The following is a 16,753-nucleotide window of genomic DNA, read 5'->3' as shown; positions in this document are numbered from 1 at the left end:
ACGAAAAGAAAGCCGTGCAAGAGCTAAACACAAGACATCCAGCGAGATCGCGCGAGAGCTCGGTGTTCGAAGAAATCAACCGTACAAATGAGCGAAAACCCGGCTCAGAGAGCAATAAAGTCTAATATCAGAAACAATTCCTCTCTGACGCAGATTTTCCGAGAGCAAGAAGAAGGACGTTGGGTTACGCTGCGCTAACCCAACCTACCTGCTGTGCATAGAAAGGTTACAGGTTTATCTTCTGTTGTGATTGGATCCGATGAGGACTGGGGAAAAAGGGGATGGGGAAAACGGGGCGGATTTACTTTCAAGGTCCATTAAAGGGGGCCGGTCCCCTTATCACGACGAATACAGACTCATAAGCCACCGAACGCGATGCCGGACAGCGCTGCCATCTCGAGTTTCCAGGTCGTCAAATCCGTCTTGCAAAAATCTGACAGATGAGTGTGTCCGCAGGCCCGAGCCATTACCTGCATGAGACGGGTCGAGGCGTCAAAAAAACTGGCCAACTGTTTCGCACCAACCGCAACATCGAGCCGGCGTCGCAACTCCGGCTTTTGCGTTGCAATTCCGGTTGGACAGTTGTTGGTATGGCAAATACGCGCCGCAACACAACCAACAGCCTGGATAGCAGAGTTTGCCAGCGCAATCCCGTCAGCGCCTAAAGCCATCGCTTTGATGAAATCCTCCGGCATCCGCAAACCGCCGGTGATGATCAAGGTGACTTCCCGGCCGGCCTTGCGGTCCAAATGCGCTCTGGCACGAGCGAGTGCTGGGATGGTCGGCACACTGATGTGATCACGAAACAGGAGTGGAGCCGCACCCGTACCACCACCGCGGCCGTCAAGAATGATGTAATCTGCGCCGGCCTCCAGCGCAAAATCGATATCAGCCTCGATGTGATTCGCTGACAGCTTGAACCCGATCGGGATTCCGCCGGTTCGTTCGCGAACCTCATCGCCAAAACGGCGAAACTCCTTTGTGGTTCGCGGCGTGTCAAAGGTTGATGGCGAAATCGCGTCCTTGCCTGGCTCAATCCCGCGAGTTTCCGCGATTTTCTCGGTGACCTTCGCGGCCGGCAGGTGCCCACCAGTGCCGGTTTTTGCGCCTTGGCCACCTTTGAAATGAAAGGCCTGAACCTCATCGAGCAGATCCCAGGACCAACCGAATTTTGCGGAAGCGAGCTCATAAAAATACCGACTGTTCGCCTCACGTTCCTCACGGAGCGAGCCGCCTTCACCGGAACATATTCCGGTACCTGCCATTTCCGCGCCACGGGCCAGCGCGATCTTTGCCTCCTCCGATAATGAACCGAAACTCATGTCCGATACGAACAGGGGAATCTTCAGCGTGAGTGGTTTGGCGGCCCGCGGTCCAATTACAAGTTCCGTGCCGACCGGGTCGTTGTCCATCAGCGGCTTGGTCGCGAATTGCGCAGTGAGAATCTGAATATCGTCCCAGTGCGGGAGATCTTTTCGTGGCACACCCATGGCACCTATCTCACCGTGGTGTCCAAATCCGGCAAGGCCGTCTCGTGCGAGCGCATGGATCCGGGCCACCGTCGGTTCTTCCGGTGTGGGCTTGGCTGCGGGCGCGGCATCGCGGTTCAAGACCGGCACCGGATCCCCAGGATTGAGAGCCGCGAAATTGACATGAGTGCCATCGCAATACGGCTGATTGCCGCTGCCTTTGCAGCGGCACAGATTCGCAGGGCCGCTGGTCTCAGCGGTAAATGCCAATGGCGTGATGTCCGTGCCAGCGTGAGAGCCATCGCAAAACGGTTGACTGGCCGAGCGTCCACAACGACACCAATAATAGGTCTCTCCTTTCTCGAGATTGATGGTGACAGGCGATTTTGCGGCGATGATGGGCGAGTTACTCATAGTGATACTCTTGCTTGGATTAGAGTGAATTTCGAGCTAAGGAACCTTTGATTATGTCTGTTCAGATGCGAGTGTTGTTCAGCAGTGGCGGATTCAAGGCGGAAAGTGCGGTTAATAGCCCGCTATTGCCAAGCTTTCCAACACCGAAATCGTCGCTTCCGGGCAGCAGAATCACTGAACACGGCTTGATCAGAGGTTCCCTAATTCGATTCTTTACCAGTAAACGTCAAAAAGCCAGCATAGCCGTCGCTGACTTGCGTACGGAGCGAGGTATACCCTGACTTATTCATTGTGGAGACAATGGGGTCTGAGGCACCCTTTATTACCCTATGTATGAGTTACCGCAGGGGAAAGAGAATAGATTTCATTTCAAGGCGTAGGTCGGGTTAGCGCAGCGTAACCCGACAATGGATTTCGTCAAAAGCTTTGCACCTATAGACAGGATGTCGGGTTACCCTGCGCTAACCCGACCTACCAATGCAAGAATGGTCAAGGCCCTTTATCCGCGTCGGCGCATTGCCAGTCCTCCACATGCGCGGACAGAACCAGATTCGACAGTGCCTGGTCTTGCAGTGTTGCATCGGTTCTTGCTTCGACAACAAACCTTGCCAGAGTCTTTTACAATCCAAATTCACCAACAAAGCTGTCGTTCTTATAGTCGATCAACAACCACCGGGGATTCATCTTGGCGGCGGCGTAAGAATCGAACGGGCGCTGCACCGGATAGTTGCGCGCAAACTCATCCGGATCGCACGAGGCGGACTGCACCGGACGAAAGCCGACCCGGAGCCATTCGGAGACGTCGACCAAATCAAACTCCACATGATCGTGAAAGATCACGCGCTTTTTGACCACGCAGGAAAAGTAGAGTTGCATCTCGACGATCAACGGTAAGGACCGCTCTTGCATGGCACGCTGGGCACGCTGAGTCCAACTGATGGCCAGCGCATGCCCACGCAGATTGATGGTGTGCTGATAGCGATAGGGATTGCGCCACTTGTCAAGCAAGTAGAACGGATTGAAGGCGGGACTGAGTGCAAAATAGCTGGCGTGAATGTTCATCGCACATCGGCTACATCAGGTGCGAGTCTCTCACCCCCGCAGAACGATGGGCGAACAGAACGAAAAGCAATCAGCTCCACTGCCACTCACAAGTGTAGCACTTGGACTTGCCCTTCAACTCCTGCAGGCAATCTTCGACGCTGCGCCCGGAAGTATCGAGGATGTGGTTGGCGGCCTGATAGTAGGGTTCGCGTTCGGCGAGGATGTGCTTGAGGTCGTCCATCGCCTCGTCCATCTTGCCCTCCATGGGGCGGAAGTCGCCCTGCCCGGCGACACGACTCATGTGCTCACCCGGCGTGGCGCGCAGCCAGACGGTGAAGAAGCTGCTCAACAGCATGTCGAAGGTCTGTTTTTCCGAGACCAGGCTGCCGCCCACCTCCAGCACCACCTTGTCGTGATTGTCCAACACCTCCTGCAGCGCCTGGCGCTCCAGACGGCGGTAGGTGCGCTGACCGCGCAGCGAGAATATCTCGCTGATCTCCATACCGGCGTTGCGTTCGATCACGTCGCTGAGCTTGATGAAGGGGATCTCGAAGTCGGCCGCAAGGCGGCTGCCGATGGTGGTCTTGCCGGCACCGCGCAGTCCAAGCAGCGCCACTCCACCCACGGGGCCTCTAGGGCCGGCGTGGTGCTTGAGCAGGAGTTTGTAGGCCTCTTTCTGTTCCTCGCGCGACAGGCGCCCGACAAAATCACGCAGCGGCGCGAGTTCGATCTCAGCGCCATTATTGTTGGGCAGCAGGTCGCCCATCCCGACGTCCATCGCCTCGGCGATGCGCCACAGCATTGAGATCGACATATTGGCCTGCCCGGTCTCGACCTGGGCCAGGTAGCGCTCGGAGACACCGGAGTGTTTGGCAAGATCCTTGCGCGTAATGCCGCGCTGGGCGCGCACACCGCGCACCCGCTGACCGATGAGGTTGATGTACTCGGTGACCGACTCCAGCGCCTCGGAATCGTCGTCGAGCAACATCTCGGCTTCGTGCTTTTCCCGGGCCATCGCTAATCCGCCTGATCAATGCAGCTCATGGTACACAGTTTTGTTCCGTATGCCCGTTTGTACAACCGCTCGGAGCGATTCCTTTTGAAGCAATTGACTCTCGCAAAGACGCGAGGAACGCCAGGCAGAATAAAAACTCTTTCGTTAAAGACCCGACTGCAACACCCACTACCGCGGCGGCCCGGCCGTTTCACAACACTCGTCTTGCGCTTCTCTTCGCGTTCCTGGCGCCTCTGCGAAAGATGCACAGGGTTTTCATTTCTCAGCGATATCGCAAGCGGCGGACAACGATCAATAGGTCTCCACGTGATAGCGGCCCCCTTTACGCATCTGTGCACGCAGGATCTCCCAGTCCAATCCATGCTTCCCGCAGATCTCGGCGAATGCGCCCTCAACGCCGGTCTCCATACCCTTGAGGCCGCAAATGAAAACGTAGGTATCCTCGCTCTTCAGCAACTCGCCGATATCGATGCCACGTTTCAGCATCCGGTCCTGGACGTACTCCTTGGGCCCATCAGGCATGCGGGAAAAGACCAGCTCCTTATCGAGCAGGCTATCGGGCAGTTTCTTCAGCGGACCGAAGTAAGGCAGTTCGTCGGGCGTGCGCGCGCCAAAAAACAGCAGCCATTTACCGGGCGCATCGGGCATATGGCGGCGGCGTCGTTCGGTCATGGCGCGGAACGGCGCCGAGCCGGTACCGGTGCAGATCATGATGATGTTGGCGGTCGGGTGGTTGGGCATGAGAAAGCTGCTGCCGAACGGGCCGGTCACCTGCACCTCGTCGCCCTTTTTCACATCGCACATGAAATTCGAGCCGACACCGTCAACCGGCTTGCCATCCTTTTCCGTGCGAACCCGTTTGATGGTCAGCGCCAGGTTGTTGTGGTTGGGCCGCTCGCCGTCGCGCGGACTGGCTACGGAGTAGAGGCGCATCATGTGGGGCTGGCCCTTGGCATCCTTGCCCGGCGGGATGACGCCGATGCTCTGACCCTCCAGGACCGGGAACGCGGTGGAGCCAAAATCCAGCACGATGTGGTGAATATCCGATTCGGCGGCATCATCGGTGATCCGATAGTTGCCTGCGACGCGTGCCTTGATCGGCGCATCACGGCTGTAGAGATTGATGTAGGGATGCGCGGCAGACCACGGCGGCGGTACTTTGCCGCCTTCGGACGCATGGGCCACCTGGAGCAGCTCGGTCGCCTCTTTCTCGACGGCCTCGGAATCGCCGGTTTCTTCGGCAGCCTCCTCCAGTTCCTGCTGTTCGGGCAGTTCGTCCCACGAAAACTGATCTTCAAGCGAGTGGAACTGAGTCACCATGCGCCAATTGTCGATCGCACCCGTGGGGCAGGGACCGATGCAGTCCAGACAGAACTTGCACTTGGCCGCATCGACGACGTAGTTGTCCTCGTTGTGGGTGATCGCATCGATCGGGCAGGTCTCTTCGCAGGTGTTGCAGCGAATGCAGATCTCGGGATCGATGAGGTGCTGGCGGGTGGGCTGCATGGCTTCTCCTGATAGCATCAATTCAGCGAATGAGAAGATAGCGGGTTTATGTCGGCGCAGTCACGCGCGGTTGCGGTGTAGTGGACGAAGGGCGGACCGCAGCCGATCCGCCCCCGCCTATCCCCCGCAGCGATCAGGAAGCTACCTGCACGTACTCGAAATCACCCGGCTTGTTATCGATGCCGACCTTGGGTTCGGCAATCCACCCGGCGTACTTGCCGGGCTCGGTGACCGGCTTCATCAGATCAGCCAGGAACTTGAGATCTTCCTGGGTGGGCAGCCACTCGTCACGTTTGGCATTCCAGTCCGCCTCGCTCATCACCTTGCCATCCGGGCTGATGAAGTGATCGGCGAACTCGCCGACGCGGCGGTTGAATCCGGCATTGGGCAGGACGATTTCAAAATCGATGCCGATCTTGCTGATGATCTTGTTCCAGCGATTGACACCACCCTGCGCATCCTTGGTGTAGTCGTCGTTCAGGCGCGCGTTGATGGCGTTGAGCGCCGGCTCCTCGACAACCTTCAGCTCGCCGTCGATCACCTTGGTCACCGGATAGGTGTCGTTCTCCAGCTGATGATCGTCGTCGATCTTGGTCTCCTGATAACGACCCTTGAGACCGGCGTTGAAGGCGTTGGCGGCGTTGGTGGAGACCTCGGCGCCGAACAGATCCTTAGTCACGGCGTAGTGGAAATTCACCTTGCGCTGAATCAACGGCAGATCGATGACGCCGAGCTTGCGCGCCGCCGCGACATCGTTGGGATCGGTGATGCCTGCCTCTTTCATCGCCTCGCAGGTACGCTGGATGGTACGGCCGACACCGGACTCACCGACGAACATGTGATGCGCCTCTTCGGTGAGCATGAAGCGCGTGGTGCGCGACAATGGATCGAAGCCTGACTGCGCCAGCGCCTCGAGCTGCATCTTGCCGTCACGGTCGGTGAAGTAGGTGAACATGAAGAACGACAACCAGTCGGGCGTCGCTTCATTGAAGGCGCCCAGCATGCGCGGCCGGTCCTCGTTACCGGAGCGACGCTGCAGCAGGCCTTCCGCCTCCTCGCGACCGTCACGGCCGAAGTACTTCACCAGCAGATAGACGATCGCCCACAAGTGGCGGCCCTCTTCGACGTTGACCTGAAACAGGTTGCGCAGATCGTAGAGCGACGGGCAGGTCTTGCCGAGGTACCGCTGCTGCTCCACCGACGCCGGCTCGGTGTCGCCCTGGATCACCAGCAGACGGCGCAACTGCGCACGGTACTCGCCCGGCACTTCCTGCCACGCCGGTTCGCCCTTGTGCTTACCGAAGGGGATGGTGCGGCCCTCTTCCTTTGCCGCCAGCAGGATGCCCCAGCGGTACTCGGGCATCTTCACGTAATCGAACTTGGCCCAGCCCTTGGGATCGACGCCGACGGCGGTACGCAGGTAGACCTGTGCATCCTGAAAGCCTTCCGGGCCCATCTCTTTCCACCAGTCGATGTAACCCGGGTGCCATGCTTCGAGCGCCTTTTTCAGGCTGCGGTCCTGCGACAGATCGACATTGTTGGGAATCAGATCGTCGTAGTTGACTTCGACGGTTGCTTCAACGCTTGCTTCGCTCATTTTCCTTACACCCTCTCGTGATTGTATTCAGGACGCGTACCGGTTCCGTAAAGTTTTAGCGCACCGTGTTCGCCCACCGCGTTGGGACGTTGGAAGATCCAGTTCTGCCAGGCACTCAAACGGCCGAAGATCTTGGTCTCGGCGGTTTCCTGTCCGGCAAAGCGCAGATTGGCTTCGAGGCCGGTCAACGCGTCGGGGGAGAAGCTGGCGCGCTCTTCCAGCACCAGGCGGATCTCATCCTCCCAGTCGATGTCGTCCGGTGCGTAGGTGATCAGCCCGGCCTTCAGCGCGGCCGCCGCATCGATATCTTTGCCGATCATCGCCTGGGCGGCGTCGACACTTTCCGGTTCACCCAGGAAGCGGGTTTGCAACCGCGTGAGATCGTTGGGCATGGGCAGTGGACCGAAATTGAACCCATTGAGACGCAGCACCGCCGCCGGACGGTCGTCATCCTCGAACTGCCCGTCCAGCATGTAACTGCGATCCACCGCGAAGACCAGCTCGGCCAGAATCCCACCAAAGCAGCTGCCCGGCTCGATCAGCGCAAAGCTGGTGCGGGAGGTGACATCGATGCGCTTCAGGGTGCGCTTCCAGTAGAGCGTGATCTCGCGCACCAGCCAGTTGTCCTGATGGGCGGCCAGCAGTGCGTCATAGCCGGCGACCAGGTCATGATCACCCTCGGTCTTGAGGATCAGGGTACCCATCTCGGTTTCGTTGGTGCGCAGATGCAGCAGCAGATCGTCCAGCTCGCGCACCAGCGCCAGCGGCCAGAAATCAGCACCCTGCGCTTCGATACCCACCACATCGGCCGGGGCCGCGCTGCCGGGACCTTTCAGCGTGATGGTCACCAGGCGCTTGTCGCGTTCCACGACGGCCGACAGATGGGGATAGGTGACGGTGTTCTCGCCGATCTCTCGCTGCAACGGCGAGAGCGTGACGCCTTTGGCGCCTTCGGGACGATCGGAAGTGGACGCCATTGCCAGGGCCCGTGCCTGGACGCGTTCGGCGAACTTGGAGGTCGGCGCGATCTCGTCCACCAGGCGCCAGTCGACAGCGCGCTGCCCCTTCACGCCCTCTTCGGTGGTGCAGAAGATATCGGCCAGATCGCGGCGCACCTTGCGCTTGTCGACCAGCCGGGTGAGTCCGCCGGTACCGGGCAGTACGGCCAGCAGCGGCACCTCGGGCAGCGAGACCGCCGCGTTGCCGTCGTCGACCAGCATGATGTAGTCGGTGGCGAGAGCCAGCTCGTAGCCACCGCCCGCCGCCGTGCCGTTGATGGCGCAAAGGTAGCGTTGGCCGGAAAACACGCTGGCGTCCTCGATGGAGTTGCGGGTCTCGTTGGTGAATTTGCAGAAGTTCACTTTGTGGCCGTGGGTGGAGCCGCCGAGCATGCGGATGTTGGCGCCGGCGCAGAAGATGCGCGCCTTCTCGGAGTTGACCACCACGGTGCGAACTTCGGGATGCTCGAAGCGCAGCCGCTGTACGGCATCGTAGAGCTCGATGTCGACGCCGAGATCGTAGGAGTTCATCTTCAGCTCGTAGCCGGGAAACAGGCCCTGGGTCTCGTCCACGTCCATGGTCAGGTGCGCAACCGGGCCGTCGACAGAGAGTTTCCAGTGCCGGTAGCGATCCGGGTGGGTTTGAAAATCGATCATCCGCTTGATTCCTCTGATTGGTAGTGAGGTCGCACGTGTGCCGTGCCGTGGTAGGTAATATAGTGCAGCATACACAGGCTTGCAACCCAAAAATGCACTATAAGTGCGTTGGGTCGCGAATAATTCCGGCAATATCTGTTAAGTCATTGTGATTTCACAAATAACCGGTGTAATCAGAAACCATGTCTGACCAGGAAAGAAGCACTATAGTGCGCCAAAGGGACGGTGATAATGCCAGGGAGGGTACCCCCGATGGATAAAGGGCAAAGCCGCACGGCGCGCTACCCCACCAACGCCTCCTGTAGGAGCGCCGGAAGGCGCGATTCATATCTCCCAATCGCACCTTCCGGCGCTCCTATGGAAAAGGCAGAAGCAGCGGCAGCCGCGATCTGGATTTCACCGCTATGGCCCCAACACCTACAATGGCGGTCAGAGGACAACGGAATTCCTTCAACCCATGTCAGGACGACACCATATGCACCAAACGCCCCACGGCTGCGCCCTGCGCCGCGGCCGCGTCTCCGAGGCGGGCCGCATCTATCTGGTGACCACGGTCACCAGGGGGCGAATCCCCCTCTTCGCCGACTTTGCCCTGTCGCGCGCGGCTATCGGGGAACTGCGCCGCTGCGATCACCTCGGCCGCTGCGCGACGCTCGCTTTCATGCTCATGCCCGACCATCTGCACTGGCTGCTACAACTGGCCGGTGATGATCTTCCGCGGGTGGTCGGCCTGTTCAAGGCCAACTCGGCCAAGGCGATCGACCGGCAGCGCGGCACTCAGCGTGAACATGTCTGGCAACCAGGGTTTCACGATCACTCGCTGCGTATGGAGGAAGATCTGGCCGCCACCGCCCGTTACATCATTGCCAACCCCCTTCGTGCCGGTTTGGTAAGGCGCATCGGTGACTACCCGCATTGGGACGCCATTTGGTTATAGGCCAGTGGAACGCGGTTCGTCTCGCCAATTCCCTTCGCGGCTGCCGCCGCTCCTACGGCCTTGACCTCTACGGTGGGCGAGCGTCGCGAGGCGTGATGTACGGTTTTTTCGCGGCTGCCGCCGCTCCTACGGCCTTGACCTCTACGGTGAGCGGGCGCCGCAAGGCGTGATGTACGGGTTTTTCGCGGCTTCCGCCGCTCCTGCACGGGGCGCGGTACGGCTCACCTCCCTTTGAATTCGGGGGTGCGCTTCTCCATGAAGGCAGCGATACCCTCCCTGCGATCCTCGGTGCCCGCGAGCAGCGTGAACGCCTTGCGCTCGAAGGCCAGGCCCGACTCCAGCGTGGTTTCATAGGCCTTCAGCAGCGCCTCCTTGGCCAAACGCACCGCGATCGGCCCCTTGGCCGCGATCTTGACCGCCAGTTCGTTCGCCCGCGCCAGTGCCTGATCGGGTGGAACGACTTCGGCGACCAGCCCGGCGCGCAGTGCGGTGGGGGTATCGATGAACTCTCCCGCAAGCACCATTTTCATCGCCAGCGCTTTGCCAACGGTGCGCATCAGGCGCTGCGTACCGCCCGCGCCGGGGATGATGCCGAGATTGATCTCGGGCTGTCCGAACAGCGCATCCTCGCCGGCGACGACGATATCGACGTGCATCATCAGCTCGCAGCCACCGCCCAGGGCGTAACCATTCACGGCGGCGATGAGCGGTTTGGGAAAGGCCGCGATGCACCGCCAGTAGCCGGGACGCGGATCGTTCATCACCCCGACCATATCGAGCGCTGCCATCTCCTTGATGTCCGCTCCCGCTGCGAAGACCTTGGGCCCGCCGGTGATGATCGCTACCCGCACCGCATCGTCGGCGGCAGCCGCCTCCAGCGCGTCCGCCACCTCGGAGAGCAGCGCATTGTTCAGCGCATTGCGCGCCTCGGGGCGGTTGAGGGTGAGGGTCGCAACGCCGTCTTGCGCCGTATAAACAAGATTGTCGTAAGACATGGTTTCAGATCCCGTGTAGGAGCGGCGGAAGCCGCGAGTTCTTATCGAGCCAGATTTCGCGCTAAGACGCCAAGACGCAGCGAACGCAAAGGGGATTCTTATCTTGGCGAACTTCGCGTCTTTGCGAGAGACACAACTCAATCCTTTCGCGGCTGCCGCCGCTCCTGCATCCCCAATGCGGGGGGAGGCAATGGACGCGAAGCCCGACCTACATTGACACCTACGCGCCCGGCGCGGAGGGCCGTGGCGGCGACAGCTGCAATCACAACGATACCACCGCCGCTTGCCCTTGCATCGCCTCGAGCCGATTCGCATTGGCCTGCACTGCGCTGCGCTGGTGGTAGAACCGCAGACCACGCAGCCCGCCCAGCTCTTCACCGCCACCGGCGCGCCCGGGTCCACCGTGCACGCACTGCGGCATCACCACGCCATGCCCGGTGTGGCTCTCGCCGACGGAGGCATCGATGATGAACACCCGCCCGTGGGTCGGCCCGAGCGCGACCGCCGCCTGCGCGGCGAAGGCATCGTCACCGGTGAACACCGACGCCACCAGCGATCCACCGCCGCGCGCGGCCAGCTCAAAGGCTTGCTCGGTGCTCACATACGGCATCAGCGTGGCCACCGGACCGAACACCTCCACCTCGTGCACCAGGCGACTGGTGGCGGGCGAATCGCAGCGCAACAGCGTCGGTGGGACGAAGCAGCCGGTCGCGTGGTCGGCATCCACCAGGGCACAGTCGCGCTCGCCACCGAAGATCACGCTGGCCTCCTGCTTGAGTTGCTCGATCCCCTCCCAGGCGGCCTGTTGCTGGCTGCGATTGACCAGCGGACCCATGCGCACGGTCTCGTTGCGCGGATCACCGACGGTCGTACCCGCCAGGCGCGCGCTGAGCGCTTCCGCGAGGGCATCGATGCGGTCGGCCGGCGCCAGAACGCGGCGGATGGCGGTGCACTTCTGCCCCGCCTTGGTGGTCATCTCGCGCACCACCTCTTTCACAAAAAGCTTGAACTCGTCGCTACCGGGCTGGACATCCGGACCCAGCAGCGCCAGATTGAGGCTGTCGGCTTCGACCGTGAAGCGCACGTTGCTGGCAATCACCCTGGGATTGGAACGCAGTTTGGCGGCCGTGGCGGCCGACCCGGTGAAGGCCACCGCATCATTACTCTGCACATGATCCAGCAGATCGTGACCGCCGCCGCAGAGCAGCGACAGCGCCCCGGGGGGCAGCACCTCCGCGTCGATCACGTCCCGGACCATGGCGTGGCTCAGCAGCGCGGTCGCGGTCGCCGGTTTCTCGAACACCGGCACGCCGGCGAGCAGCGCCACTGCCGCCTTCTCCCACATGCCCCACGAAGGAAAATTGAAGGCATTGATGTGAATGGCGACGCCACTGATCGGCGTCCAGATATGCCCGGCCTGGAACGCCTCGTCGCGCCCCAGCCGCTCCAGCGTCGGTTCCATCAAAAAACGGTGATCGCCCAGCGCCTTGCCGATGGCGGCGTAATATTTGAGCGTACCGATACCCCCGTCGATATCCAGTCCGCCGTCGCCTTTGGTATTGCCGGAGTTCTCCAGCGCGATCCGGTAGTACTTGTCGCGCTGCGCGGTCAGTACGTCGGCCACGGCGCGCAGCAGGGCGGCGCGTTCGGCGTAGCTCATGGCGCGCAGCGCAGGCCCGCCCGTCTCGCGGGCGTAGGCGAGGGCGGCGGCGAGATCCAGGCCTGCGCTGCCGGCACGCGCCAGTTCCTCGCCGGTGACCGGGTCGATCAGCGGCACGCCCGCTCCGTTGCCGGCTATCCAACGGCCTTCCAGATAATTCTTGAGCTGCATTCGATACTCCTCGGGATTGATGTCTGATTACAGGATGTGGGAGCGGCGGTAGCCGCGATTCTGGCTCGACGCCGGGATAAGCCTTTCGCGGCTGCCGCCGCTCCTACTGGCAGCCGCGCCGGGAAAGGTCAGGGTGACCGGCTCAGGTCACTGACATCCGGTTTTGCCGGACTTGCGCGTAGTGGGTATTCACAAAGCCGGTGATCGCTTCCAGCGTCGCCTCCGGCTGATCGCGGTGCGGCGAGTGCCCGCAGTCCGGCAACACCAGGCGCTCCGTCGGTCCGTTCACCTGACGCTCGATGGCGTCGAGTTGCGCCAGCGTGCCGTACTCGTCGTCTTCGCCCTGAATGGCCAGGATGGGGACTTTTACCCCCGGCAGGTACTCTTCGATGTTCCATTGCATGAAGTCGGGATCGAGCCAGGCGTGGTTCCAGCCCCAGAACGCGCAGTCGACGTTGTCGCCATGCAGCCGCGCCAGTTTGTCGCGCAGTTCCGTCGTCTCGTAGGCGATCTTGACCTTGCGGATGCTCTCCACGCACACCGCTTCGTTGAAGACGTGGGGCGCCAGCAGCACCAGACCGGTCACCCGCCGATCGTGGACCGCGCCGGCATTGACCAGCGCGATGGAGCCGCCGTCGCTGTGGCCGACCAGTACCGCCTCTCCGATCCCGGCGGCATCCAGCACCTTCGACACCACCTCCAACCCTTCGATATGCATGTAACTCAGCGGGCGCGGCACCTCGACCGGGTCCGATTTCCCGTAACCGATGCGGCTGTAGACGAAGACCTCGCACCCGGTGGCCGCCGCCACACGTTCCGGAAAATCCTTCCACAGCGCCACGCAGCCGAGCCCCTCGTGAAGAAACACCAACGTGGGCAGATCCGCCTGCGCAGCGGCAAAGCGTGCATACTCCAGGCGTACCCCGTCGACGGTCAGAAAACCCGTTTCGGATTGTTTGTTCATCGTCCTGTCCGTACCCCGTTGTCAACGCTTGGTGAACTCGATCCTGCCGTCAGGCAGCAGATAGAGGACCAGCGCCTCGCCCTCGGTCACGGTCGGGTAGTGGGCGCTTTCCGGCACATAGACATGCCAGCCCTTGGGCTGGCCATCGAACTTGGCGCCCGGCGTGAGCGGCATGATCATGTCGATCTCGCCCGTGGGATGACGATGATGCGGTCCCTTGATGTCCTTCATCTGGACCACATCGACGCTGAAACCGTGGGTCCGATCGCCGGGCTTGATGACCCGGCCATAACGGATGCCGCCCGCCTCGTGGCTGCACATCCAGCCGGCGGCGATAGCGGCGTGACAACCCTTTTCGATGGCTGCGAAAGTCGCACCATCTGGCGGAAAAGTGGCATTGAGGAATTTCGCCAGCTCGGGTCCCAGCTCCTGCCCGGCGATCCGGGAGGTCACCTCAGCGATCAGGCCTGCGAATTCGTCTTGGGTCATGACGATCTATCCCCTGTTTGAGATGGAGGGTAGCGACACGGCGACACCTAACATGCATCTTAATGCCGTCGCCCGATAATGGACACGTACTATAGTGCATTGTTGAGCGCGATGGAAGGTTTTGGTGCCCCTGCCCCCTGGGCACACCTCCAGAGCCGCCGGGTTCGGCTCACTCGCCGGCACCGCGCGCCCGTTCGCGCAGCACATACTTCTGTATCTTGCCGGTGGAGGTCTTGGGCAGAGGCCCAAACACCACGCTACTCGGTACCTTGAAGTGGGCCAAGTTGTCACGGCAGAAGTCGATGATCGTCGCCGCGTCCACCTCACCCGCGTCGGGCTTCAAGGTAACGTATGCGCAGGGGGTTTCACCCCAATGGTCGTCGGGCTTGGCGACCACGGCCGCCTCCATCACCAGGGGGTGACGATAGAGCACTTCTTCCACCTCCAGGCTGGAGATGTTCTCACCGCCGGAGATGATGGTGTCCTTGGAGCGGTCCTTGATCTCGATGTAGCCATCGGGGTGCATGACGCCGAGATCGCCGGTGTGGAACCAGCCGCCACGAAATGCCTCCGCGGTCGCACTGGGATTTTTCAGATAGCCCTTCATCACCGTGTTGCCGCTGAGCATTAGTTCACCGAGGGTCTGGCCGTCGGCCGGCACCGGGGCCAGGGTGTCGGGGTCGAGCACGGCATAGTCATCGAGGGTCGGGTAGCGCACCCCCTGGCGGGCCATCTTCAGCGCCTTCTCCTCCGGCCGCAGCCGCCCCCACTCGCCCTGCCAGGCACAGAGCGTCGCCGGGCCGTAGGTCTCGGTGAGGCCATAGAGATGGGTGACGCGAAAGCCCATCGACTCCATGGCCGAGATCACCCGGCTGGGCGGTGCCGCGCCGCCGGTGGCCACCTCGATGGTGCGCTCGAAGCGGCGCTGCGCCTGGGCCGGGGCGTGCACCAGCATGTTGAGCACGATGGGCGCGCCGCACAGATGCGTTACCCCTTGCTCCTCGATCAGCTCGAAAACCCGGGCGGGATCCATCTGCCTCAGGCACACATGGATGCCACCCACGGCGGTCACGGCCCAGGTGTAGGTCCAGCCGTTGCAGTGAAACATCGGCAGGGTCCAGAGATAGACCGACTCGCTGTTGAGCTCGAACATCAGCGCGTTGCCCAGGGCATTGAGATAGGCACCGCGGTGATGGTAGACAACGCCCTTGGGATTGCCGGTGGTGCCGGAGGTGTAGTTGAGCGAGATGGCCTGCCAGTCGTCCTCCGGCAGTGCCCACTCGCTGGCGGGGTCGCCGCTCGCAAGAAATTGTTCGTAGTCGATCTCGCCCAGCAGCTCGCCGCCGGTGGCGAGCGGGTCGTCGATATCGATCACCAGGATCTCGCGCCCCAGGCGGCGCAACGCTTCGCCGATCACCGGCGAGAACTCGCGATCGGTGATCAGCGCCCTGGCCTCGCCGTGCTCGAGGATGAAGGCAATGGCCCCCGCGTCGAGCCTGTAGTTGAGCGCGTTGAGCACTGCGCCGGTCATCGGCACCCCGTAATGCGCCTCCAGCATCGGCGGCGTGTTGGGCGACATGATCGCCACCGCGTCACCCGCGCCGATTCCGCGGCGCGACAGGGCATCGGCCAGGCGCCGGCAGCGCTCATCGAATTCACGGTAGGTGAAGCGCTGCGCACCGTGTATCAGCGCAGTGCGTTCGGCGTAGGTGCGCGCCGACCAGCGCAAAAAACTGAGCGGCGACATGGGTCGGTGATTGGCGGCGTTCTTGTCCAGGTCCCGCTCAAAGATGCTCGGCATACAGCGTGCTCCCGGGTAGCGGCTCTCCGACGCCTAGTGTAATGCCTCCCAGGCATTGGTACATTCTGTGTCACCCGGGGCTGGCGCGGCGGGCTTGCGGTTCTTTGGCACTGCACCTCACGCTCGCAACCGGGCTGCCACGTTCAAGGTTGTTGCCTTGTCACAAGGATCACTCTCGATGGTTGACTCATCCAACACTGTCAAACCCCCAATCCCCTTCAGCGCTCTAATCCCTTTTCTGCTCATTGCTTTCGGTCTGGCGTGGGGAATCGTGGCGCTGTTCATCGTTTTCCCTGACCGGATGACCGCGTTCTTCGGTGAAATATCCGGCCAGCATCCGCTCTTCTTCCTGGCGGTGTATGCACCCGCGATCGCGGCTTTCATCATTGTCATCTACCACAGTGGCGCTAACGGATTGCGGCGCTTTCTCACCCGGCTGTTTCTCTGGCGCTGCGCGCCGCTCTGGTACGTCTTTTTGGTTGTCGGCGTGCCCCTGCTTTTTTACGGTGGCGCTGCGCTGAAGGGCAATCTTTTCGCGGAACCCATTCCTTTTGCCCCCTTTCAGGCGCTTCTCATCGCGCTGTTGCTTGCCGCGATCAAAGGACCGGTCGAGGAATTCGGCTGGCGCGGGTTGGCGCTCCCCCTGCTGCAACGCAGGTTCACGCCCCTCTGGGCCGCGCTGATTCTGGGTATCGTCTGGGGCTTCTGGCATTTGCCAGCCTTCCTGCTGAGCGGAACTCAGCAGAGTGCGTGGTCGTTCACTCCGTTCTTCGCCGGGACGATAGCGGTGAGCGTGATCATGACCGCGCTGTTCAATGCCTCACGCGGTAGTATCCTGCTGGCTGCCGTGATGCATTTTCAGCTCATCAATCCGATCTGGCCCGACGCCCAACCCTACGACACGCTGTTCTTCGTCGCGGCGGCGGTTGTGATCGTCTGGTTCAACCGAGAAGCGATGCTCACTGGTGTCAATGCCGTGACAGAGGTCATTCCCACAGCCGGGCCCGCACACGAGGTCAGGGCACCTTGAAAGGTT

Annotated in this window: 13 protein-coding genes; 2 read left to right on the top strand and 11 right to left on the bottom strand. The window is 61.4% G+C overall.

Annotated elements, in window-relative coordinates:
• Nucleotides 1-356: 356 nt before the first annotated feature.
• The 6 genes from DWQ09_09635 to boxC form a co-directional block, all read right to left on the bottom strand.
• A complete protein-coding gene (locus tag DWQ09_09635) occupies nucleotides 357-1,883 on the bottom strand; it encodes a glutamate synthase (GenBank protein ID KAA3628369.1) in 1,527 nt (508 codons plus the stop codon).
• Between the two features lie 618 nt (nucleotides 1,884-2,501).
• Nucleotides 2,502-2,945 (bottom strand): hypothetical protein, encoded by a 444-nt coding sequence (locus tag DWQ09_09630; GenBank protein ID KAA3628368.1) that lies wholly within the window; start codon nucleotides 2,943-2,945, stop codon nucleotides 2,502-2,504.
• 70 nt (nucleotides 2,946-3,015) lie between these two features.
• A complete protein-coding gene (locus tag DWQ09_09625) occupies nucleotides 3,016-3,915 on the bottom strand; it encodes a helix-turn-helix domain-containing protein (protein ID KAA3628450.1) in 900 nt (299 codons plus the stop codon).
• A 318-nt stretch (nucleotides 3,916-4,233) separates the two neighbouring features.
• A complete protein-coding gene (boxA, locus tag DWQ09_09620; GenBank protein ID KAA3628367.1) occupies nucleotides 4,234-5,448 on the bottom strand; it encodes a benzoyl-CoA 2,3-epoxidase subunit BoxA in 1,215 nt (404 codons plus the stop codon).
• Nucleotides 5,449-5,581: 133 nt separating this feature from the next.
• Nucleotides 5,582-7,045: a benzoyl-CoA 2,3-epoxidase subunit BoxB gene (gene boxB / locus DWQ09_09615; protein KAA3628366.1), complete on the bottom strand. Its 1,464-nt coding sequence runs from the start codon at nucleotides 7,043-7,045 to the stop codon at nucleotides 5,582-5,584.
• Between the two features lie 5 nt (nucleotides 7,046-7,050).
• Complete coding sequence (gene boxC, locus DWQ09_09610; protein ID KAA3628365.1) at nucleotides 7,051-8,700, bottom strand: 2,3-epoxybenzoyl-CoA dihydrolase; 1,650 nt, start codon at nucleotides 8,698-8,700, stop codon at nucleotides 7,051-7,053.
• Nucleotides 8,701-9,175: 475 nt separating this feature from the next.
• Here boxC and DWQ09_09605 point away from each other — a divergent pair, with 475 nt between their 5' ends.
• Nucleotides 9,176-9,637 carry a transposase gene (locus DWQ09_09605; GenBank protein ID KAA3628364.1) on the top strand — a complete coding sequence of 154 codons (462 nt, stop codon included), beginning with the start codon at nucleotides 9,176-9,178 and terminating at the stop codon, nucleotides 9,635-9,637.
• Between the two features lie 221 nt (nucleotides 9,638-9,858).
• On the opposite strand, the gene DWQ09_09600 is transcribed toward DWQ09_09605, so the two are convergent.
• The 5 genes from DWQ09_09600 to DWQ09_09580 form a co-directional block, all read right to left on the bottom strand.
• Nucleotides 9,859-10,632 (bottom strand): 2,3-dehydroadipyl-CoA hydratase, encoded by a 774-nt coding sequence (locus DWQ09_09600; protein KAA3628363.1) that lies wholly within the window; start codon nucleotides 10,630-10,632, stop codon nucleotides 9,859-9,861.
• Between the two features lie 262 nt (nucleotides 10,633-10,894).
• Nucleotides 10,895-12,463 carry a 3,4-dehydroadipyl-CoA semialdehyde dehydrogenase gene (locus DWQ09_09595; GenBank protein ID KAA3628362.1) on the bottom strand — a complete coding sequence of 523 codons (1,569 nt, stop codon included), beginning with the start codon at nucleotides 12,461-12,463 and terminating at the stop codon, nucleotides 10,895-10,897.
• Nucleotides 12,464-12,605: 142 nt separating this feature from the next.
• Nucleotides 12,606-13,427, bottom strand: coding sequence for an alpha/beta hydrolase (locus DWQ09_09590; GenBank protein KAA3628361.1), 822 nt, complete (start codon nucleotides 13,425-13,427; stop codon nucleotides 12,606-12,608).
• 21 nt (nucleotides 13,428-13,448) lie between these two features.
• Entirely contained in the window at nucleotides 13,449-13,916 is a 468-nt protein-coding gene (locus DWQ09_09585) for a DUF4863 family protein (GenBank protein ID KAA3628360.1), read from the bottom strand.
• 169 nt (nucleotides 13,917-14,085) lie between these two features.
• A complete protein-coding gene (locus DWQ09_09580) occupies nucleotides 14,086-15,717 on the bottom strand; it encodes an acyl-CoA synthetase (GenBank protein KAA3628359.1) in 1,632 nt (543 codons plus the stop codon).
• Between the two features lie 178 nt (nucleotides 15,718-15,895).
• Here DWQ09_09580 and DWQ09_09575 point away from each other — a divergent pair, with 178 nt between their 5' ends.
• The gene (locus tag DWQ09_09575; GenBank protein ID KAA3628358.1) at nucleotides 15,896-16,747 is read left to right on the top strand and encodes a CPBP family intramembrane metalloprotease; all 852 of its coding nucleotides are present in this window, start codon (nucleotides 15,896-15,898) and stop codon (nucleotides 16,745-16,747) included.
• The last annotated feature ends 6 nt before the right edge of the window (nucleotides 16,748-16,753 follow it).

This window comes from Pseudomonadota bacterium (genome assembly GCA_008501635.1).
GTDB lineage: Bacteria > Pseudomonadota > Gammaproteobacteria > QQUJ01 > QQUJ01 > QQUJ01.
The sequence above is the reverse complement of the archived record's forward strand: the minus strand, read 5'-3'. Positions and strand labels throughout refer to the sequence as shown.